Origin of the sequence: Anoxynatronum sibiricum (assembly GCF_039414295.1) — a bacterium.
GTDB classification, from domain to species: domain Bacteria; phylum Bacillota; class Clostridia; order Peptostreptococcales; family Tindalliaceae; genus Anoxynatronum; species Anoxynatronum sibiricum.
Map to the genome: position 1 here is coordinate 189,127 of NZ_JBCITM010000004.1, position 22,463 is coordinate 211,589.

Here is a 22,463-nt window from a genome sequence, read left to right on the forward strand (position 1 = left end):
TGATGAAAGGAGCAATACCATGGCACGAACTGGCAAGATAAGCAAGAGACTACTGCTGATCGTTCTTTTAACCACATTGCTGTTAAGCGCCTGCCAGCCTTCTGAGGTGGAAATACCGGCAGAAAGAGCTCTCAGCGTTGAAATCATGGAAGTATCTTACGGAGACCTGCAAGTGCGCACCACATTGACCGGCCAGGTGCATCCACTGGAAGAAGTGCGTCTTGCACCGAAAATGCCAGGGACGGTAAGACGGGTTCACGTCTCAGTGGGCGACCGGGTACAAGTTGGTGAAACACTGGTAACACTTGATCAAAAAGATTTGATGAACAGTATTCGCCAGTCGGAAGCAGCGGCAGGGATTGCCGAAGCAGGTGTGGTGACGGCTGAAGCAGGTTTGGCAGCAACAGAGGAACAGCATGAACAGGCACTTCGAGAGCTTAATCGTGTACAGACACTGTATGATCAGGGTGCCGCAACCAAGCAGCAGTTGGAGCAGGCAGAAATGGCGGCCTCTGAAAACGCACTCAACAGCACTCGGGCACAGGTGGAACAGGCGCGGGCTCAGTTGAACCAGGCCCAGGTAACGATTGAAGTAGCGAGATCCAGCCTGGAAGACACCGTCATTCGGTCACCTATCGAAGGTGTGGTGACAGAAGTGAATGCGAAGCTGGGCGAAGGCATTTCCGGACCGGCAGTGACTGTGGCACAATTGAATCCGGTGGTGGTTAAAACCACTGTTTCCGAATATCTGATCAATCGCTTTGAGATCGGTCAGGAAGTATCTGTCAAAATTCCTGCAGCTCAGAATGAAGCCTACCTGGGGACAGTGAGCACCATCGCACCTGCTCCAGGTACCGGATCTCTGACTTACCCCATGGAAATGAAAATCACTAATCCGGATGGCGTGATTAAAATTGGGATGTTTGCCGAAGTGGAACTAACCATGGAAACCCGTGAAAATGTGATCACCATCCCCTCGGAGGCAGTTGTTATCAGAGAAGGGAGAACGGTGGTATTTCTGGTGGAAGATGAGCGTGCCGTGATGCGGGAAGTGATTGTGGGTGTTGATAACGGACAAACGGCAGAAATTGCCTATGGGCTGAATGCTGGTGACAGGATTATCTTCAGTGGTCAGGACTTCCTTGAAGACGGCAGCCTCATTAACGATGTCAACGGCAAGGGAAGTGATGCATCATGAAGCTTTCAGCACTGGCTGTGAAACGACCGGTTACCACCTTTATGCTGATGCTGGTGGCAGTGATTCTGGGCATCGTGTCCACCAGTCTGCTCCCGGTGGACCTTTACCCGGAAATTGACGTACCTGTTTCGGTGGTTACCGTCAGCTACTCGGGGGCGGCACCTGAAGAAATCGAAAATCTGATAACCATTCCCTTGGAACAAACCCTGGCCACGGTTTCCGGACTCAGCTCCATCGAGTCCTACACCAGTGATGGGTCGAGTACTGTAGTGGTTCTCTTTGAGTACGGAACCAACATGGATATTGCTGCTTTGGAAATGCGGGAGAAAGTGGATCTGATCCGGGGGTTTTTACCGGAAGATGCTTCTGATCCCATGGTATTGAAAATTGACCCCAACGCGTTTCCCATCATGCAGGTGGGCGTTTCCGGAAACATGGAATTTACCCAGTTGCAGCGGATTGCAGAAGATGAAATGCTCTCTCGTTTGGAACGCATTGACGGGGTTGCCTCTGCCAATGTCTTTGGAGGCGTGGAGCAGGAGGTGCGTGTACGTCTTGATCAGTCAAAGCTGACAGGTTATAGCCTGGATATATCCAGAATTCAGCAGCAGATCATGGCTGAAAACCTGAATCTTCCGGGAGGGCAGGTTTTTAAGGGTGATCAGGAGATGACAGTGCGGACACTGGGAGAGTTCACCAGTGTGGATGATGTCAAGAATATGCCCATCATTCTCCAGTCAGGAGAGATTATCCGACTTCACGAGGTTGCTGATATTTCGGTGGATTATAAAGAACGTACCAGCATCGCCCGGCTGAATGGGGAGCCCAACATTACTCTTTCCATTACCAAGCAGTCTGTTGCCAATACCGTGCGGGTGGCAGAACGGGTTCACCGTGAGCTGGACAATCTGCGCAGAGACTATCCAGATTTACAGCTGACAGTCGCTTTTGACACCTCGGAGTTTATCAATGACTCCATCAGCAATGTGTTCCGTAATGCAGTGATGGGAAGTCTGCTGGCTGTTTTGATTCTCTTTTTATTCCTGAGGAATCTTCGATCTACCATTATTGTGGGCGTTGCCATTCCGGTTTCAGTCATCAGTACATTTGCACTGATGTATTTTGGTGGTCTGACCATCAATCTCATTTCGCTGGGCGGTTTGGCTCTGGGAATCGGGATGCTGGTGGACAACTCCATTGTCGTGCTGGAAAACATCTACCGGTATCGGGAGTTGGGGGAAAATCGACGTGACTCTGCAGTGAATGGTGCTTCAGAGGTGGCCATGGCCATCACGGCTTCCACCCTGACGACGGTGGCAGTCTTTTTGCCCATTGTCTTTGTCCAGGGTTTTACAGCCATTATTTTCAGGCAGTTGTCATTCGCAGTGGCGTTTTCCCTGACGGCTTCGCTGCTGATCGCCCTGACAGTCGTTCCCATGCTGTCTTCCAAAATTTTGAAAGTGGGAGAAGTGAAAATTCGCAAACGACGCCTGCTTTCCATTGGCTGGTTTCTGGATCTTTTTGATCGAATGATTCGAAAGTTTTCAGGTTTTTACCAAGTCAGTCTTCGATTTGGACTAAGGCACCGTATTATTTCAGTGGTCATTGCCCTGGTCATTTTTGCCAGTTCCATCGTTATGCTGGGAGTGGTGGGTGGTGAGTTCTTCCCATCAATGGATGAAGGAACCATTCAGGTGTCCATTGACACCCCCCATGGCACGCGTCTTGCGGATATAGACCGTCAGGTGCAGCAGGTGGAGAACCTGATCCTTGAAATTCCTGAGAGTGAACGGGTGCTGGTTACCATCGGAGGCGGTGCCATGATGGGTATGGGTGGCGGTAGTGGTTCAAGCATTGACATCACTTTGGTTGACCAGAGCGAACGCCAGCGCTCCACCGGTGAAATTGCTGACTTGATTCGGGAAATGGTACAGGGGATTGCTGGAGTGGATATTTCTGTACAGGAAACATCGTCCATGGGAATGGGGGGCACTGGGGGCAGTCCCATTGCCATTCAAATTCAGGGTGATGATTTGCGAATACTTGAAACCATGGGCCGTGACATACAGCGGATGGTGCGGAGTGTCCCGGGAACCAGGGAAGTTTCTCTCAGTGTCGAAGAAGGCGAACCGGAAGCGCGGGTGGTGATTCAGCGGAACATGGCATCCCGCTACGGCGTTACGGCAGCGCAGATCAACAACGCTCTGCGGGCATCATTGGATGGGGTGCGGGCCTCCAGTATTAACCTGGGAGGCGAAGATATTGACATCACATTATCCTTGGACGAACGAGCCAAAGAGTCCATAGAAAACATGCAGCAGATTTTAATTCCCACCAATTATGGCACAGCGGTACCCTTGGGGCAGGTGGCCACCATCGAATACGGCGCCTCGCCGGCGCAGATCAATCGCATCAACCAAGTGCGAACAGTGGTGATCTCCTCTCAGCTCAGCGGCAGAGATCTCCAGTCGGTAACGAGGGAGGTTCAGACGGAGCTGGAAAACTACCCCATGCCTCCTGGGTATAATTACCGCATGACAGGAGAACAGGAAGATATGGCAGAAGCTTTTGGAAACCTGGGCCTGGCGCTGATGCTGTCCATCGTGCTGGTGTACATGATCATGGCTTCGCAGTTTGAGAGTCTCCTGTACCCCTTCATTATAATGTTCTCCATTCCCTTTGCATTTACAGGGGCCTTTATTGGTCTTTTCCTCACTGGAACATCCCTCTCGGTTCCGGCTCTCATCGGCATGATTATGCTGGCAGGAATCGTGGTGAACAATGCCATTGTGCTGGTGGATTATATTAACCAGCTGAGGCAGCAGGGAATGGACCGGAATGAGGCAGTGAAAGAAGCAGTGGCCATACGATTCAGGCCGATCCTGATGACAGCGCTGACAACGATTCTGGCACTTGTTCCCTTGGCCATGGGTATTGGCGAAGGAGCGGAAACCATGGCACCAATGGCCATCGTAGTGGTGGGTGGCCTCATCATGTCCACACTGTTGACCATGGTCTTCATACCAGTGCTCTATACCATTATGGATGATTTCAAGCGCAAACTCCGAAAATGGTTCAAGCGGGAGCCGGGAACACCGGTGAAAGCTGAAGAATCTTCCCAGGTGTCGGTGCAGAACATAACAGATGCCGAAACGCCTGAAGGCAGTTTCGTTCCATAAAACTGAACAGGATCATACAAGGCGGGCCGCCGGATGCGAAAACAAGCTTCCGAAGCCCGCCTTTCAGTTGTCATGACGAAAGATGATTTCGATGATGGAAGGGTTAAAAGACAGCTGGAGGGGTAACATAATACCATTAAAACAAATGAATCCATGACAAAACCGTGACAACTACAAAGGAAAATCATCATGAAATGAGATGATTCTATGAAACTGCTGGTATCCATTCGACAACTGCAGCAAGAAATGATTCGCAGGCTTTCTTTCCTGGCAGATGGTGTTTACTACGTATCGCCAGATGAACTGGGTGCTGCCAATTACAAGAAAACAGATATTTTTCACTTTCCCAAAGAACCTGTCTTTCTGAGAAACCATCTGCACACGGTCTCTGATGTTATTCTCTATCTGCGGGTTGCTTATTTTCGACCCCGAAAAGGTGATATTCGCATTCAGGAAGGTCATCTGACCTGGCACCATAACCGTTCAGGGCCTGAGACCATCAGCCTGAACCGGGGAAATTGCGGCGGCATTTCCAGTTTGATGGCTTATTTGCTGCGTGGCAAGTATGAAGCCGTCGGGTTTGTGGCTTTTGCCGACCAGATGGGAGGGCATGTTTTTAACTATGTGTACCACCAAGGCAGTTATTATTTCATTGACCTGTTAAATTACCTTTACGCCAGTCGTTCTATGGATCATCTGGCCACCATGATCTATCAGTCAGCGTCAATTCATCAGTATGCCCATTATTACCGTCAACGGTCTTGCCGGGAAATCACGTTGATGGTAGCCTATGAGGGGGACCATGTATTGCCCATGGGAAGAAAGGAAGGGGAGCCAATCATGTTTTTTCCTGAAGGCACTCATTTGCAGGTACTCCATGAATCCCCTCACCTGGGGATTACGGCGCAGCAACACCCCATGCTTTGCCGCCCTGTACACCACTCAATTCATTGTGCACATCCCTTTTTCTTTCGAGGGGAATATGATACAATGATCAGTAGAAATTCGGCAGATCTACCCTAAACACTGCCAGTCAGGAGTGAATCGGTTTTGACAGCCAGAGGAAAAAAGATGATCGCAATTGTCATCGCATTCATGATGATACTTTCCACTTTTGCAGCCATGATCACAGCACTGGCCAGTATTTAATGACTGGTGCAGCGCTCTCGTTGTTGCCATCAGAATCAGCTGAGTAACGACAATTGATATTAGGAAATGGAGTGAAGACATGAGCGTGCACATTGGAGCAGAAAAAGGTGCCATAGCTGAAACCATCCTGTTGCCGGGAGATCCCCTTCGGGCAAAGATGATTGCAGAAACATTCCTTGAAGATGTGGTTTGCTATAACGAGGTTAGAGGTATGTATGGCTTTACCGGCACCTGGCAGGGAAAAAGAGTTTCGGTTCAGGGAACTGGTATGGGAATCCCTTCCATTTCTATTTATGTGAATGAACTGATTCGGGAATACGATGTTAAAAACCTGATTCGTATTGGTACCTGTGGCGCCATGCAGCAAGACATCGGCCTTCGGGATGTCATCATTGCCATGAGTGCCTGCACCGATTCCAATGTGAATCATCTGCGGTTCAATGGCATGAACTATGCAGCCACCGCCAGCTATCAACTGCTCTCAAAAGCTGTTGAGGCGGCAAAAGAAAAGCAGATGACTCCCCGGGTGGGCGCTGTGGTTACTTCAGACACCTTCTACCACGATGACCCTGACGCATGGAAACTTTGGGCAGGCTACGGGGTGCTGGCGGCAGAAATGGAGACGGCAGAACTCTACACCCTGGCAGCCAAATACGGGGTAAATGCCCTGGCCATTCTCACTGTCAGCGACCACATTGTGACCCATGAACTGACAACTGCAGAAGAGCGTCAGAACACCTTTAAGCAAATGATTGAAATTGCTCTTTCGCTGGCATAGCAGTTTTCATTCACCATTCATACCCGAAAGGCCGAAGTCTATGAAAAAGCTCTATCTGGCTCAAATACCCAATGGTGAACCCTTACATGAAGATCTGTTCAATTCGAACGGTGCCATTTTGGTACCCAAGGGGAAAATCATGACACCCCGATTGAGGCAGCAGTTGCTGCGCAGCAATATTGAGTATTTCTGGCTGGATGCCACCGGCTTTAATGAGGTGGACCACTACCTGGAACACTTTGAGATGGAGACGGTCAAAGAAATCGAAGAAGTGCGAAAAGTATATACTGAATCTGTGAAGAGTATCAGCAATGAGTTTGAACGCATGCGCAAAATAGGCAACCTGGACAAAAAAGTGATCGAAGAAACCGCCCATGAACTGGTGGAAAGCATTGGTCGCCACCAGCAGGTGTATTTGGGGCTGGAAGGCATTCGACGGAAAGATTTTTACACATACATCCATTCCATCGATGTGGCTGTGTTCATGATTGTTCTTGGGAAAAGCCTCAAACTCGACCGAAAGCAGCAGGAACGGGCAGCCATGTCTGGGCTGCTCCACGACATTGGCAAGACACGCATTCATGATAATATTCTTCTGAAGCCCACCCGTCTGACCGATGAGGAAATGCGGGTGATGCAGGAACACAGCCGCATTGGTCATGAAATTCTCACCAAAGAATTACGTTATCCGGCAGATATTGCCTGCGCTGCTCTGGAGCATCACGAACGTATGGATGGTACCGGCTATCCCCATGGGGTGACTTGGGAAAAGCTGCACCTGCACTCCAAAATGGCCGCTGTCTGTGATATTTACGACGCTATTACCGGGGAACGGGTGTATAAGAAAGCCATGCTGCCCCACGAAGCAGTGGAGTTTTTAATGACCATTGTGGATAAGCACCTGGACCGATCGTTGACAACCCAGTTTGTTCGCAATATTTCGGTGTACCCGTTGGGCACCCGGGTCACCCTCAACAATCAGGAAGAGGGGATCGTGGTGAGGTTGCATGATGGGTATCCAACCCGGCCGGTGGTGAAAGTGCCGCGAAAAGGAACGGTGCGCGATTTGCTGATCGAACAAACCATCATGATTGAACGGGTTCATGACCCCAGAGAAGCGGCAGTGGGATAGCAGGGCAGTGGGCTTGACCCTGAGCCATAGACGTTATATAATGGGCCATATGAAAATGGCGATGATGAGGACGGTTCCCGAGAAATCCGGTAACAGAGAGTCAATCCAAGGCTGTGAGATTGGCACGGATTCGGCAGAACCCATCACCTCAAAGCCGGTTTTTCGACTCCGCTACACTGGATACAGGGGAACCCGCAGGCATGCGTTACCATGCAGTGAAGTGACAGATTACTTTGGCGGCCATTTTGGAGCATCGCCTCTCAGGTACTCTGTAATCAGGGTGGTACCGCGATTAAATCGTCCCTGGGCTAAGAAGCTCAGGGTTTTTTTGATTGGAAAACTGGAAAGGATGATGATTGCATGAATAAATTTCAATCACTTCCCAGCCTGCCGGTGGCAGAACGGGAAAACCAGATCAATGCCTTCTGGGAAGAAGTAGATATCCTTCAGAAAAGCATTGAAAACAGGGAAGGAAAACCTTCCTTTGTGTTTTATGAAGGGCCTCCCACGGCCAACGGCCGACCGGGGATTCACCATGTTATTTCCCGAACGCTGAAAGATGCCGTTTGCCGCTATCACAGCATGCTGGGCAAGCAGGTAAAACGAAAAGCCGGTTGGGATACCCATGGCCTGCCGGTGGAAATAGAAGTGGAAAAGCAGCTGAAGCTTTCCAGCAAACAGGATATCGAAGCCTATGGCATCGCCGAGTTCAACCAGAAATGCCGGGAGTCTGTGTTTTCTTACGAGAAGCAGTGGCGGGAAATGACCCGGCGCATGGGTTACGCCATCGATATGGACAATCCCTACATCACGCTGGATAACAACTACATTGAGTCTGTCTGGTGGATTCTGCAGCAATTTTTCAACGATGGCATGATTTACGACGGCCACAAGATTTTACCCTACTGCCCCCGCTGTGGAACCGGTCTGGCTTCCCATGAAGTGTCACTGGGCTACAAGGAGATTAAGAGTGAAACCGTCATTGTAGCCTTCAAGCGAAAAGATGCCAATGAATACTTCCTGGTATGGACAACCACCCCTTGGACACTGGCTTCCAATGTGGGGCTCTGTGTGCATCCTCAGGTGGATTACCTTAAGGTAAAATCTCAGGAAACTGTCTATTATGTGGCTAAAGAACTGGCAAACAAAGTGCTGGGTGACGACTATGAAGTGTTGCAGGAGTTAAAAGGAAAAGAACTGGAGTATGTGGAATACCAGCAACTCATGCCATTTGTGGAGCCTGACAAAAAAGCATTCTTCGTAACCCTTGGTGATTTCGTCACCACCGAAGACGGCACCGGTATTGTTCATATGGCCCCTGCCTTTGGGGAAGACGACTATCACATTGGCCGGGCCTATGGTCTGCCGGTGTTACAACCAGTGGACGAAGAAGGAAAATACACGGCAACTCCCTGGAAAGGCCAATTTGTCATTGATGCAGACCCTGATATCGTCAAATGGCTTCGGGAAGAAGGAAAACTGTTTAAAAAAGAACGGCTGGCCCACAATTATCCCCACTGCTGGCGATGCGCCACCCCCCTTCTTTATTATGGAAAACCCAGCTGGTACATTGAAATGACCCGCATCAAAGATCGGCTCATTGCCAACAACAACAGCGTCAACTGGTATCCCGACTTTGTGGGCGAAAAACGCTTTGGCAACTGGCTGGAAAACCTGAACGACTGGGCGCTGTCCCGAAACCGTTACTGGGGAACACCGCTGAATATCTGGCGGTGCGCCTGTGGTGAGCTGGCATCCATTGGTTCCCGGAAAGAACTGGTGGAACGGGCAGTGGAAGTCATTGACGAAAGCATTGAGCTGCATCGACCCTATGTGGATGATGTGCACCTCACCTGCGGTAAATGCGGCGGCACCATGACGCGGGTGCCGGAAGTGATCGACTGCTGGTTTGACAGTGGAGCCATGCCCTTTGCCCAGCATCATTACCCCTTTGAGAACAGTGAACGGTTTGACGAAGAATTGTTCCCGGCAGACTATATCTGTGAAGGCATTGACCAGACACGGGGATGGTTTTACTCTCTGATTGCCATTTCATCCTTTATAAAAGGCGTGTCCCCTTACCGAAACGTGCTGGTAAACGACCTGATTTTGGATAAAGACGGACAAAAAATGTCCAAATCCAAAGGCAATACCGTCGATCCCTTTCAGCTGTTTGATGAGTTTGGTGCCGATGTACTCCGCTGGTACCTACTCTATGTCTCACCTGCCTGGACGCCCACCAGGTTTGACATTGAAGGGTTGAAGGAAGTGAAGAGCAAGTTCTTCTCCACCTTTGAAAACGTGTACACCTTCTTTACCCTCTATGCCAACACCGATGAAGTGGATCCCCGCACCTTCTCCATCCCTGAAGAGGAGCGGCCCGAGCTGGATCGCTGGATTTTGTCTAAATATAACCATTTGATCGAAGCAGTGCGCAGTGAAATGGCTGTCTTTGACCTGACACGTACCGTTCGAAAAATTCAGGACTTTGTGAATGAAGACTTCTCCAACTGGTACATTCGCCGTGCCCGGGGACGTTTCTGGGCTTCGGAGCATTCTGATGACAAGAAAGCCGTCTACAACACCACCTACGAAGTGCTGGTGGGTGTCTGCCGGTTGGCAGCAGCCTTTGCCCCCTTCATGACAGAAGAGATTTACCGTCATCTAACCGGTGAACTGTCCGTGCATCTGTCTGATTTGCCTGAAGTGAACGAAAAGCTGAAAGCCCCTGAAGTGGAAGCTAAAATGGATTTGGTGCGGGATCTGGTCACCCTTGGCCGGGCAGCAAGAGAGAAAAACCGGCTGAAAGTGCGGCAGCCCCTGCAGAAAATTTTGGTCGACGGCAAGTATGAATCTGGTATCAGTCACTTGGTGCCGCTGTTAAAGGAAGAACTGAACATCAAAGAAGTGGTGTTTGAAAAGAGCCTCAATGAGTTCATGAATTTTGGCCTCAAACCTGACTTCAAAAATGCAGGACCGTTGCTGGGCAAGAAAATAAAGGCATTTGGAAAAGCGCTGGCTGTATTGGATGCCAATGAAATCGCCCCCAAACTGGAAGCCGGTGAGACCATCACCCTTGATTTGGAGGGAGAATCCACCGTTGTCACAAAAGAAATGGTGATGATCGCCATCGACGCAAAAGAAGGGTTTACAGTGGAAATGGAAAACAACCGCTTTGTTATTCTTGACACCACCCTCACCGATGAACTGGTGAATGAAGGGCTGGCCCGTGAGTTTATTTCAAAAGTACAGCAGATGCGAAAAAACAATGGCTATGAGATGATGGACAACATTCGCATCATCTATCATGGAAATGAAGTAGTGACTCATGCCATGACCCTGCATCGAGAGTACATCATGGGAGAAACGCTGGCGGTTTCCATGGAATCCACCAGCGAAGAAGGGCTGGAAGAGCAGAACCTGAATGGCCACAAAACAGGAATTCGACTGGAGAAGGTTATGCAGTCATGATGGCATTTATCAGGAATGAATGATTGTGAGTTGTTTCACGAAGCATGATGCGATATACTGGTTGATGAAACTGAATATGCTCAAATAATGGAGCTTAGAATATCAGGAGGCGAATCATGGATAAAAAGCAAATCAGAGGCGCGGTGGTACTTCTTGTGGCAACTTTTGTTGTTTTAGGAGCCGTGTCGATGGCAGGAAGAACAGATGCCACCGGCGAATCAGCTGGCGGCGTACAGGTGCTCACCGGAAGCGGGCAGGGATATGCCAGCCAGATCACCGTTGAAGTAACTATGGATGGCGACACCATCACCGGCATTGAAGTGGTGGAATCCGACGACACACCGGGGCTTTCAGACGGAGCCTTTGACGCAGTGATTGAAGCTGTGCTGGCAAACCAGACGGCAGAAGGTGTTGATATGGTCAGCGGGGCCACCGGCTCCAGCGAAGGCGTTCTTAATGCCATTAAAGAAGCCCTGGCATCAGCCACCGGCGAATCAGCTGGCGGCGCACAGGTGCTCACCGGAAGCGGGCAGGGATATGCCAGCCAGATCACCGTTGAAGTAACCATGGATGGCGACACCATCACCGGCATTGAAGTGGTGGAATCTGATGACACACCGGGGCTTTCAGACGGAGCCTTTGACGCAGTGATTGAAGCTGTGCTGGCAAACCAGTCGGCAGAAGGTGTTGATATGGTCAGCGGGGCCACTGGCTCCAGCGAAGGCATTCTCAATGCCATCAAAGAAGCCCTGGCAGGCATCTAAAACCATGTAACGAAAATGATCAAAAAAGCCCCACCTATGGCGCCGCTTTTCAGGCTTCTAACGGTGGGGCTTTTCTCCAACAGGCACAAAACAGATTGATGCGGACAGAAAGTATTTATAACTGCTTATGGGATTTAATACAGGCAGACATCATGGTATAATAGGGGAAATACCTTGAATTGGTTCATAAAACCAGTGGTTTCTCTGAAAATTGAGGCATATAATATCTAAACATAAGGATGTGACAAGATGGCTGTACAGGACGTCAGAAATTATCTCGGGCAATGGGGCCTTGAAGAAAAAGTAATGGAAATGGAACTTTCCAGTGCTACTGTGGAGTTGGCCGCCGAAGCGGTGGGAGTGATTCCCGCCAGAATTGCCAAAACCCTGTCTTTTAAAAATGGTGATGGCTGCCTGCTGATTGTAACAGCAGGAGACGCCAAGATCGACAATGCCAAATTCAAGGCCAGATTCGGCATGAAGGCAAAAATGCTGTCACCTGAGGAAGTGGTGTTGCTGACAGGCCATCCGGTGGGCGGTGTTTGTCCCTTTGCTCTGAAAGAACCAGATATTCAGGTATTTACCGATGTGTCCATGAAACGGTTTGAGACGGTTTTTCCTGCCTGTGGAAGTGGCAACAGCGCCATCGAACTCACTTGTGAACAGTTGTATGAAACTGCCGGCAGTCAGGAATGGATAGATGTCTGCAAGGGGTGGAGCAGCGAGGCATAGCTGCTTTTTCAGATTAATAAGACAATTGTTGGGTATCTGTACCCTGTGTGACCCGCAAAGACTTGTGGAAATCAAAATGCCAAGGAGCGACAACAATGGACAACATCCCCTGCAAAGGACAATTGCATGGACCTGCCATCTTTTTTCGGCGGGGAGCTGATTATCGGTGGCCCATCCAGTTTCTCTCCGATAATATTGCCCAGTGGGGCTATCGTGCACACCAATTGGTTGATCAGGGCTGGTATTATGATGTGCTGGTTCATCCGGATGACCTGGACGAGCTGCGAAATGGGCTGGATCTTGTGATGAATCGTCAGGAGAAACAATACACTCTTCAGTATCGGATTGTGACAGCAGACCGTTCGACTCGTCGCGTGGCAGAGTTTGGCACTTATTATCAGCAAAATGGTGAAGAAAGCTGCTTTGAGGGTTATCTGATGGACATTACCCGATATGAACACATGGAAAATAAGCTGCGGGAAGCGGAAGATCACATTGAAAAACTGACAGGCAGCAGTTTGGCAGGCATTTATATTATTCAGGATGATCGCTTTGTATATGTCAATGAGCGGTTTGCCCATATTTTTGGATACGAACCTGATGAGCTGATGAACCAGCCGGCTACCATCATTGCCAAACCCGAAGATGAAGATCTCATGCTTGAAAACATCCGAAGGCGGATTGCAGGAGAGCCGGGAATCAGCCGAACCTACCGAAACATTCACAAGGAAGGCCATCTGGTGGACGTGGAGGTGCTGGGAAACCGTATCATTTATCGAAATGAGCCGGCTGTTATTGGAACAGTGATTGATTTAACAGCCACTGGCGAGACATACCGGCGACTGAAACTGGCAGACACCATTTTGCAACATACCAACGAAGGTGTGGCTGTGACGGATGCCAAAGGATTGATTCAGTGGGTGAACCCGGCCTTCAGCGATATTACCGGATACTCACTTCAGGAAGTGATGGGCAATAATCCCCGTATTTTGAAATCTCAACGGCACAAACCTGACTTTTATGAAAATATGTGGGAGTCATTGAAGGCGGAAGGATTCTGGCGGGGAGAAATCTGGAACCGGCGTAAAAATGGCGAGGTGTATCCTGAACTACTGACCATTAATGCCATTCGGGATGAAGCGGGGACCACCATCCAGTATGTGTCAGTTTTTAATGATCTTTCAGACCGGATCAAGACAGAGGAGCTCCTGCGGCACCAAAAGTATCATGACAGCCTGACGGGACTGCCCAACCGGTTCTTGCTGATGGACCGGTTGTCAGTATCCATTTCTCGTGCGTACCAGGAAAAGCGGATGCTGGCGCTCATGTTTTTGGATGTGGACCGCTTTAAGCGGATCAATGACACCCTGGGGCACGTGGTGGGCGATGAGTTGATACAGGCCTTTTCACAGCGGCTGGTGGAGACGTTGCGCGATGGTGACACGGTATCCCGGGTCGTGGGTGATGAGTTTGTGGTTTTACTGGAGATGGTTCCCGGTGATGAAGCGGCGGCAAAAGTGGCCAATAAAATTGTCAAATCACTGATGAAGCCATTTCGTATTCAGGGACATGAAATACATATCACCGTCAGCATTGGTATTGGCCTGTATCCTGAAGATGGAAAAGATCCGGAAACGCTGTTTAAAAATGCGGAAGTGGCCATGTTCCAGGCTAAAAAATATGGAATGAACAATTACCGTTTGTACTCTACTGCCATGAATCAACGGGCTCGCCTGAAACTTGAACTGGAAAACGAGATACGCAATGGTCTTGAAAAAAACGAGTTTTTCCTCCATTATCAGCCCCAGGTGGATGTGTTGCGCGGGATTGTTGAGTCGGCAGAAACCCTGATGCGCTGGCAGCATCCTGAGAGAGGTCTGGTATCGCCGGCAGACTTCATACCGGTTGCTGAGGAAACCGGCCTGATCATTCCCATGGGCCTCTACACCATGCGGCGTGCTTTTCAGCAGGCAAGAGAGTGGAAAATAGCCGGCTGTCATCGCATGGTTCTCTCCTTTAACCTGTCACCAACACAGTTTCAGCAACAGGATTTGTACGAGCAAATTCGGTGGTTGCTGAGCCAGACCCAGGCTGATCCTGAAATGCTGGAAGTGGAAGTGACAGAAAGCACAACCATGCTTGACCCTGACTTTGCAGCTGAAACATTGAACAAGCTTAAAAAGCTGGGAATTCGGGTGGCCATGGATGACTTTGGAACCGGTTATTCTTCACTGGCCCTTTTAAGCCGATTACCGGTGGATAAACTGAAAATTGACAGGTCTTTTGTCAAGGGCATTGAAACCAGTCAGGACAAACAAGCCATTGTATCGGCCATGGTGGGGATGGCAAAGCGTCTGGGAATGGTGGTGGTTGCTGAAGGAGTTGAAAAAACATCTGAAAGAGATTTCCTCATCGAAATCGGCTGCGACCTGATTCAGGGATTCTTATACAGCAAACCGTTGCCATTGAACGATTTTCAGGAATATGTGAAGCTGCAGCGAAAAACACAATCCGATGGAGGGGTGATGAAAGATGAAATTCAATATTAAAGATGTGGCCAAGCGGGCAGGGGTCTCCATTTCCACTGTTTCCAGAGTAATCAACTCCAGTAAACCGGTGAAGCCCAAAACCAAAGATCGGGTACTGGAGGCCATTGAAGAACTTGGTTATCGACCCAATGCCATTGCCAGAAGCCTGAAAGTGAAACATACCCAGTCCATTGGTATTATGGTGCCGGATATTGCCAATCAGTTTTATCCAGAGGTTGTCAGGGGTATTGAAGATGTTGCCAATATGTATGAATACACGATTTTTCTCTGCAACACAGATCTGGACTACGAGAAAGAGTTGCAGTATTTTACGGAATTGGAAGAAAAACAGGTGGATGGTCTGATTTTCATGGGAAACCTCATCTCAGACGCACTGGCCAAGCAAATGGCCGATGCTGGCATTCCGGTTGTGCTCATCGGCACGCAGCATGATGAGATGCCTTCGGTGACCATTGACAATGCCAAAGCAGCAAAAGATGCAGTGTGTCATCTCATTCAAAAGGGACATCAGCGAATCGGCATCATTACCGGTAAAATGAAAGATCCTCTCATGGGTAAAGCACGGTTGGAAGGCTACCGCCAGGCCCTTCAGGAGGCGGCCATTTCCTGGCGTTCTGAACTGGTGGTCGAGGGCGGGTACCGGTTCAAAAGCGGCTATGAGGGTGCTCGGCAGTTGCTGATGCTGGATGAAATGCCAACAGCCATTTTTGTAGCCAGTGATGAAATGGCCATTGGTGCCATGCGGGCTATTTTGGAGAAAGGGCTGCGCATTCCTCAGGATATTGCCATCATGGGGTTCGACAATGTGGACATGGCGGGTAAAGTCTACCCATCGCTCACCACCATTGGACAACCCATGTATGAGATGGGAGCCATCGGTACCCGGCTGTTGACGAAGTATCTTCAGGGAGAAGTTGTAACGGCCAGTCAGGTGGTACTGGACTATGAGTTGATTGAACGGGAAAGTTCATAGACAGTATAAACCAATAATCAACAATGCCTGCACCAGCAAAAGACTCTTTCGAAATGCCATATAAGCTTCGAAAGAGTCTTTTGGTGTTATTCTCTGGGGTGTTCCTGATACCAGGCTGTGACTAAATCAAGCCGAGCGAAGTTAAAAACTCCCGGGCAACAGCATCTTCAGTCATTCCCATTTCATCCACCTGAAAGTTCAATTGGGCCATGGTTTCATCATCAATCAGATTCTCCAGCTCATTGAGAATCTCCAGTTGCGGATACTGTTCAAGGACATCCATGCGCACCAGCGGAGCGGCATAGTAGGGAGGGAAGAAGTTCAGATCATCTTCCAATATGCCCAGCTCATAGGCAGGAATACGACCATCGGTGGCAAATGCACTGATCACATCCACATCTTCACTGCGCACTGCTGTATACATTAAACCGGGATCAAGATCCAATACATTGCCGAATTCAAATCCATAAAGTGCTGAGAGACCGGGGAGGCCATCCTGACGCTCGACAAATTCCATGGTGGCTCCAAAGGTAAGATCTTGATCATGGGCCAGTAAATCACTGAAAGTGACGAGTTCCAGCTCGTCAATCATGTGCTGGCGAAGAGCCAGTGTATACGTGTTATTAAAGCCGAGGGGTGCCATCCAGGTGAGGCCCCAGCGCTCCTGAAATGCTTGCTGAACAATTTCATAGGTTTCATCAGCCGGTAAAATGTCGCTCTCTTCCAGCAAAGTGATGTAGCCGGTTCCTGTGTATTCGGGGTATAGCTGGATATTGTTGTTTTGCAATGCCTCAAAGGCAATAATGGTGCCCCCCAGCTCGGTAACGGTAACTTCCATGTTGGTGTTTTCTTCAATCAGAACCCGAAATAGATGGGCCAGCAAAATGGATTCGGTAAAGTTTTTTGTGCCGATGGTGACGCTGCCGCCTTCAGGGGTGACTTCTGCCGGTGTTTCAGATGGATCTGCCGGATCAGCAGGAACTGCCGGCTCGGACGGCTCGGCAGGAGTACCGCCGCCGCAACCGGTGACTAATAAGGTGAGCGTCATGAGAAGTGCAAGCAATAACAGGAAAGGTTTATTTCTGAATTTCATGAGAATACCTCCTTAAAACAGGGGTGTTTAGTCGAATAACGGACATTTGTCAAATGAAGGAGTAAGCGTGCTGCTTACCGGAACGTTTACTTGCGCATACCTCGTGGTGTTAGCAGCAACTCCACTCTTCCCAGCAGAAAATCCACCAGCAAAGCCAGCAGAGCAGCCGGCAGGGCACCGGTTAAAATAAGATTGTTATTGCCCATGGAGATGCCGCGGAAGATAAAGCTTCCCAGACCCTGAGCACCAATTAGTGCAGCGATGGTGGCTGTTCCAATGTTGATGACAGCAGCGATGCGAATACCTGCCATCATCACCGGAAGTGCCAGGGGGACCTCCACCATGGTGAGCAGCTGCAAGTTGGTCATTCCCATACCTCTGCCGGCTTCGGTCAGTGAACTGTCCACACCCTTGATCCCGGTATAAGTGTTCTTAATTATGGGGAGCAGTGCATATAAAAACAGGACAAAGACGGCCAGGGGGCGCCCGATTCCCAATAAGGGGATCATCAAGCCGAAAAAAGCCAGGCTGGGAATGGTCTGCAGCACATTGGCTCCGTTTAAGACAATTCGGGCCAGCTGCCGGCTGCGGGTGATGAGAATTCCCAGAGGAACGCCTACCAGAATGGCGATAAAGACGGCTGTTCCGGTGATTTGAAGGTGAATAACAGTTTGGCTCAATACATCCGGCAATCGCCCCAGAAAAAATTGGAAGAAGGAAATGTTCCCGCTCATGCGTTTTCCTCCTCTCTGTCATCAGGATTAAAATCAGTAATGACATCAGTGATGATGTTGACGATGCTGGCATAGGTAATGATGCCTTTAAAGTACCCATCTTCATTTCCAATGACGGGAACATGGCGTACCTGACTGGATTTCATCAGAGCCAACACTTCAACCATATTGGTATTGTCCATAACAGTGGGATGATTGGTGCGCATCAGGTTTTTCATCCGATTGTTTTCGGCAGTTCCCTTTCCTTTCAGTTCACGGGGAGTAATGACTCCCAGCATGCGCCGGGACCGATCTGCAGGGGCATCCACCACCACCAGAAACTCCGTATCCCGCTCCCGCATCAGTTCGAGAGCATAGGCAGGTGTCCGCTCTGCCAGCACACCGGCGGGACGTTTGTTCATGATATCGCGGGCCATAAGCAATTCGGGAGATTTCCACAATCGATCTTTGCCTACAAAGTACTCCACAAACTCATTCACCGGGTTTTTCAAAATCTCTTCGGGCGTACCATACTGGATGATTTTCCCGTCTTTCATCACAGCGATGCGGTCTCCCAGTTTGATGGCTTCATCCATATCGTGGGTCACAAAGACGATGGTCTTGCGCACTTCCCCCTGCAATCGGATCAGCTCTTCCTGCAATTGTTCCCGTGTGAGGGGATCAACAGCACTGAATGGTTCGTCCATCAAAATAACATCAGGATTGACAGCCAGTGCCCGGGCAACGCCGATCCGCTGTTGCTGTCCCCCGCTAAGCTCATTTGGGTAGCGGTCGAGGTAGATATCAGGGTCAAGACCCACCATTTCCAGCAGCTCGGCAGAACGTTTTCGGCGCTCTGCTTTGTCCCACTTTTTCAGATAAGGCACCAGCTCAATGTTGTCGCCGACGGTCATGTGGGGCATTAGTCCCACCTTCTGAATCACATACCCGATATTGCGACGCAGTTCAATGGGATTCATGGTGAGCACATTTTTGCCGTCAATGAGAATTTCTCCCGAAGTGGGTTCGATCAACCGGTTAATCATTTTCATGGTGGTGGTTTTGCCGCATCCGCTTTCGCCGATGAGTACCACCAGTTCGCCGTCTTTGATCACCAGGTCAAGCTGATCAACCACTTTTGTTTTTGAGTCGTAAGACTTTGTCAATTTTTTGAACTCGATCATCCGGTGTCCTCCTTTCTTTTGAGAGTGTATCGTGATTATATAATTAAGTGGATTGGAATGTCAAATTTGGTCAGGGGAAAAAGTGTCATTTATGAAGGCTTTCAGGGTTTCAAGATAAGTTGATCAGTTGTTCTAAAAATCACCTGTGTTTGTTGACAATGCCTGTAAAATCCGGTAGTATAAGGATAGCCAACATCGGGAAGCCTTGCTGCCCGGTTGTTTTTTTCATAGATAAATCATGTTCCAAATAAAATCGAATATCATGTCAGGAGGCCATTCATGAGCTCAGAAATTATCAAACAAGAAGAAAACCAGATCTCCCTTCGGATCACCGTTAGTCCGGAAAAATTTGAGGAAGCCGTTAACAAGGCTTATCATAAAATGCGAGGCCGGTTCAACATCCCAGGTTTTCGAAAAGGCAAAGCTCCCAGGAAAATTGTTGAACTGAACTACGGACCGGAAATTTTTTACGAAGAAGCCATTAACTTTGCTTTTCCCGATGCCTACGAATCAGCACTTGAAACCCTCAACCTGGACCCGGTGGATCACCCCCAGGTGGATATTGAACAGATGGAAAAAGGTAAAGAAGTGATTTTTATCGCCGACATCGAAGTGATGCCGGAAATTCTGGTGGAAGGTTACAAAGGTGTTGAAGTGGAGAAGGTCCTTTACACTTCAGACGAGGCGTCCATTGAAGCTGAACTGAAAGGCATGCAGGAAAAGAATGCCCGTATGATTACCATTGATGACCGGCCGGTTAAAGAAGGCGATCAGGTGCAGCTGGATTATGAAGGCAGCGTTGAGGGAGAACTTTTTGAAGGCGGCAAGGCGGAGGGACATACCCTTGAAATAGGTTCCGGCCGCTTTATCCCTGGTTTTGAAGAACAATTGGTGGGATTATCAACAGGTGATGAAGCTGCCATCACCGTCACATTCCCTGAAGATTATCATGCTGAAGAACTGGCAGGAAAAGAAGCTGCCTTCAAGGTGAAAATCAACGAAATCAAGGAAAAAGAATTACCTGAACTGGATGATGAGTTTGCCAAAGATGTGTCGGAATTTGACACTCTTGATGACTTGCGCAGCGATTTGCGCAGCAAGCAGGAAGCAGCAGCGAAAGAGCGGGAAGACCGGGAGCTGAGAAATGCGGTGGTGAAGACTGTTGCCGATAAAGTGGCAGTGACCATTCCTGATGCTGTCGTTAACCGTCAGGTTGACCGCATGATGCAGGACTTCGGTTATCAAATGAGCTCTCAGGGGCTTGGAATGGAAATGTACTATCAGATCACCGGTTCTTCAGAAGAAGATCTGAGAGAACGGATGAGATCTGACGCAGAGCGTCAGGTTAAAGAGCAACTGGTGCTCGAGAAAATCACCGAAATGGAAAGTATCACGGCAGATGAGGCGGAAATTGACGAAGAAATCGCCCGAGTGGCTGAACAGTATGGCCAGGAAGTAGAGAAGTTTAGAGAAACAGCGGCTAAACATGACACCAAAATTTTTGCCGACAATGTTATTCTTCGAAAAACCATTGATTTTCTGGTGGAAAATGCTACCATTAAAGAGAAAGCAGCTGAGGCACCTGCCGAGACAGAAGAGGAAACAGCTGAATAGAAGGCAAAATCTGCTGTTCAGGAGGATTGAACCATGTCACTAGTACCTATTGTTGTGGAACAGACCAATCGGGGAGAGCGATCTTACGATATTTACTCCCGGTTGCTGAAAGACCGGATTATCCTGTTGAATGAAGAAATCAATGATGTGACTGCCGGGCTTGTGGTGGCGCAGCTGATTTTTCTGGAAGCAGATGATCCGGACAAGGATATTCAGCTTTATATCAACAGCCCTGGCGGTTCCATTACCGCCGGCATGGCGATTTATGACACCATGAACTATGTCAAACCAGATGTGTCAACCATCTGCATCGGTATGGCCGCCAGCATGGGAGCTTTTTTGCTGGGCGCCGGTGCCAAGGGCAAGCGGTATGCCCTGCCCAATGCTGAAATTATGATCCATCAGCCGCTGGGCGGCACCCGGGGACAGGCGGAAGATATTCGCATTCACACTGACCGAATTTTGAAAATGCGGGATATCATCAACCATATTCTTTCCCAGCGTACCGGACAACCATTGGAACGCATTCAGAAAGATACAGACAGGGACTTCTTCATGTCAGCAGAAGAAGCCAAAACCTATGGATTGATTGATGAAGTCATCACGTCCAGGAAATGAGTAAATGAGGTGTAATCATGGCACGCTATGAAGAAAAAAAGCAGCTGAAATGTTCATTTTGCGGAAAATCACAGGATCAGGTCCGGCGGTTGATTGCAGGACCCAATGTGTATATCTGCGATGAGTGTATTGAGCTGTGCCAGGAAATTATTCAGGAAGAACTGGACGATACCATTGAAGTGGATCTCATGGATCTGCCAAAACCAAGGGAAATCAAAGAAATTCTTGATCAGTATGTTATTGGTCAGGAACATGCCAAGAGAACTCTCTCAGTGGCAGTGTACAATCATTATAAGCGCATCAATGTCGATCAGAAATCCGATGACGTCGATCTTCAGAAGAGCAACATCTTGCTGCTGGGGCCCACAGGATCAGGTAAAACGCTGTTGGCTCAAACAATGGCAAAACTACTGAATGTTCCGTTTGCCATTGCGGATGCCACGTCACTGACGGAAGCCGGCTATGTGGGTGAAGACGTGGAGAATATTCTGCTGAAAATCATTCAGGCTGCTGATTATGACATCGAAAAGGCAGAAAAGGGCATTATTTACATTGATGAAATGGATAAAATTGCCCGCAAATCCGAGAATCCGTCCATCACCCGGGATGTAAGCGGCGAAGGCGTTCAGCAGGCGTTGCTGAAAATCCTGGAGGGAACGGTGGCCTCTGTACCGCCTCAGGGTGGTCGTAAGCACCCGCATCAGGAATTTATTCAAATAGACACCAGCAACATTCTTTTCATTTGCGGCGGTGCCTTTGACGGCATTGAAAAAATCATTCAAAAACGTGTTGGAACCAAGGCCATGGGATTTGGCGCAGAAATTCAAAGCAAGGAAGAGCTGGATATTGGGGCTCTCCTTAAAATGATTCTGCCGGAAGACCTGCTGAAATACGGCCTGATTCCTGAACTGGTGGGACGCCTGCCGGTGGTGGCAACTCTTGATTTGCTGGATGAAGAAGCTTTCATTCGCATTCTCACAGAGCCACGCAATGCCCTGGTGAAGCAATATCAAAAGCTCTTTGAGCTTGACAGGGTGGCGCTGGACTTTGAAAAAGGGGCTTTTGAGCTGATTGCCAAAAAAGCCAAAGAAACCAAAACAGGTGCCCGGGGACTCCGGGGAATTATGGAAAACATCATGATGGATATCATGTACGAAATTCCTTCCCGGGATGATGTGGAAAAGGTCATGATCACCAAGGAAACGGTGAAAAATAATGTACCCCCCACCATTATTCTGCAAAAACCTGATAGCAAACCCAAGAAAAAAATCAAGGAAGAAACAGCTTCCTGATTAAGATTATCAAAATCAACAAAA

The 22,463-nt window shown here is 49.0% G+C and carries 16 protein-coding genes; 13 read left to right on the plus strand and 3 right to left on the minus strand.

Translation table 11 applies throughout. From position 1 onward, the window contains the following. Window positions 1-19: 19 nt before the first annotated feature. The 10 genes from AAIG11_RS05995 to AAIG11_RS06040 all read left to right on the plus strand — a co-directional run bounded on the left by AAIG11_RS05995 (window position 20) and on the right by AAIG11_RS06040 (window position 15,925). Entirely contained in the window at window positions 20-1,198 is a 1,179-nt protein-coding gene (locus tag AAIG11_RS05995; RefSeq protein WP_343185329.1) for an efflux RND transporter periplasmic adaptor subunit, read from the plus strand. After that, the gene (locus AAIG11_RS06000) at window positions 1,195-4,377 is read left to right on the plus strand and encodes an efflux RND transporter permease subunit (protein WP_343185330.1); all 3,183 of its coding nucleotides are present in this window, start codon (window positions 1,195-1,197) and stop codon (window positions 4,375-4,377) included. Before AAIG11_RS05995 ends, AAIG11_RS06000 begins: the two co-directional genes overlap by 4 nt. 207 nt (window positions 4,378-4,584) lie before the next feature. Next, window positions 4,585-5,400, plus strand: coding sequence for a hypothetical protein (locus AAIG11_RS06005; RefSeq protein ID WP_343185331.1), 816 nt, complete (start codon window positions 4,585-4,587; stop codon window positions 5,398-5,400). A gap of 205 nt (window positions 5,401-5,605) precedes the next feature. Next, window positions 5,606-6,304 carry a purine-nucleoside phosphorylase gene (gene deoD, locus AAIG11_RS06010; protein ID WP_343185332.1) on the plus strand — a complete coding sequence of 233 codons (699 nt, stop codon included), beginning with the start codon at window positions 5,606-5,608 and terminating at the stop codon, window positions 6,302-6,304. A gap of 40 nt (window positions 6,305-6,344) precedes the next feature. Further along, entirely contained in the window at window positions 6,345-7,436 is a 1,092-nt protein-coding gene (locus tag AAIG11_RS06015; protein WP_343185333.1) for an HD-GYP domain-containing protein, read from the plus strand. Window positions 7,437-7,796: 360 nt separating this feature from the next. Then, entirely contained in the window at window positions 7,797-10,907 is a 3,111-nt protein-coding gene (ileS, locus tag AAIG11_RS06020; RefSeq protein WP_343185334.1) for an isoleucine--tRNA ligase, read from the plus strand. 116 nt (window positions 10,908-11,023) lie between these two features. Next, window positions 11,024-11,671 (plus strand): FMN-binding protein, encoded by a 648-nt coding sequence (locus AAIG11_RS06025; protein ID WP_343185335.1) that lies wholly within the window; start codon window positions 11,024-11,026, stop codon window positions 11,669-11,671. Window positions 11,672-11,920: 249 nt separating this feature from the next. Beyond that, window positions 11,921-12,403, plus strand: a complete 483-nt coding sequence (locus AAIG11_RS06030; protein WP_343185336.1) for a YbaK/EbsC family protein — start codon at window positions 11,921-11,923, stop codon at window positions 12,401-12,403. A gap of 95 nt (window positions 12,404-12,498) precedes the next feature. Further along, a complete protein-coding gene (locus AAIG11_RS06035; RefSeq protein WP_343185337.1) occupies window positions 12,499-14,952 on the plus strand; it encodes a sensor domain-containing protein in 2,454 nt (817 codons plus the stop codon). Further along, window positions 14,936-15,925 carry a LacI family DNA-binding transcriptional regulator gene (locus AAIG11_RS06040; protein ID WP_343185338.1) on the plus strand — a complete coding sequence of 330 codons (990 nt, stop codon included), beginning with the start codon at window positions 14,936-14,938 and terminating at the stop codon, window positions 15,923-15,925. The genes AAIG11_RS06035 and AAIG11_RS06040 overlap by 17 nt, the downstream gene beginning before the upstream one ends. A gap of 121 nt (window positions 15,926-16,046) precedes the next feature. On the opposite strand, the gene AAIG11_RS06045 is transcribed toward AAIG11_RS06040, so the two are convergent. From AAIG11_RS06045 to AAIG11_RS06055, 3 genes are all read right to left on the minus strand, one after another. Further along, window positions 16,047-17,018, minus strand: a complete 972-nt coding sequence (locus AAIG11_RS06045; protein ID WP_343185339.1) for a glycine betaine ABC transporter substrate-binding protein — start codon at window positions 17,016-17,018, stop codon at window positions 16,047-16,049. An 86-nt stretch (window positions 17,019-17,104) separates the two neighbouring features. Further along, window positions 17,105-17,752, minus strand: coding sequence for an ABC transporter permease (locus AAIG11_RS06050; RefSeq protein WP_343185340.1), 648 nt, complete (start codon window positions 17,750-17,752; stop codon window positions 17,105-17,107). Then, window positions 17,749-18,915 (minus strand): ABC transporter ATP-binding protein, encoded by a 1,167-nt coding sequence (locus AAIG11_RS06055; protein ID WP_343185341.1) that lies wholly within the window; start codon window positions 18,913-18,915, stop codon window positions 17,749-17,751. The genes AAIG11_RS06050 and AAIG11_RS06055 overlap by 4 nt, the downstream gene beginning before the upstream one ends. Before the next feature lie 279 nt (window positions 18,916-19,194). Here AAIG11_RS06055 and tig point away from each other — a divergent pair, with 279 nt between their 5' ends. From tig to clpX, 3 genes are read left to right on the plus strand one after another with little or no spacing between them, the layout of a single operon-like run. Continuing rightward, the gene (gene tig / locus AAIG11_RS06060; protein ID WP_343185342.1) at window positions 19,195-20,529 is read left to right on the plus strand and encodes a trigger factor; all 1,335 of its coding nucleotides are present in this window, start codon (window positions 19,195-19,197) and stop codon (window positions 20,527-20,529) included. A gap of 33 nt (window positions 20,530-20,562) precedes the next feature. Beyond that, window positions 20,563-21,147 carry an ATP-dependent Clp endopeptidase proteolytic subunit ClpP gene (gene clpP, locus AAIG11_RS06065; RefSeq protein ID WP_343185343.1) on the plus strand — a complete coding sequence of 195 codons (585 nt, stop codon included), beginning with the start codon at window positions 20,563-20,565 and terminating at the stop codon, window positions 21,145-21,147. Between the two features lie 17 nt (window positions 21,148-21,164). Beyond that, a complete protein-coding gene (gene clpX, locus AAIG11_RS06070) occupies window positions 21,165-22,439 on the plus strand; it encodes an ATP-dependent Clp protease ATP-binding subunit ClpX (RefSeq protein WP_283409688.1) in 1,275 nt (424 codons plus the stop codon). Window positions 22,440-22,463 lie beyond the last annotated feature (24 nt).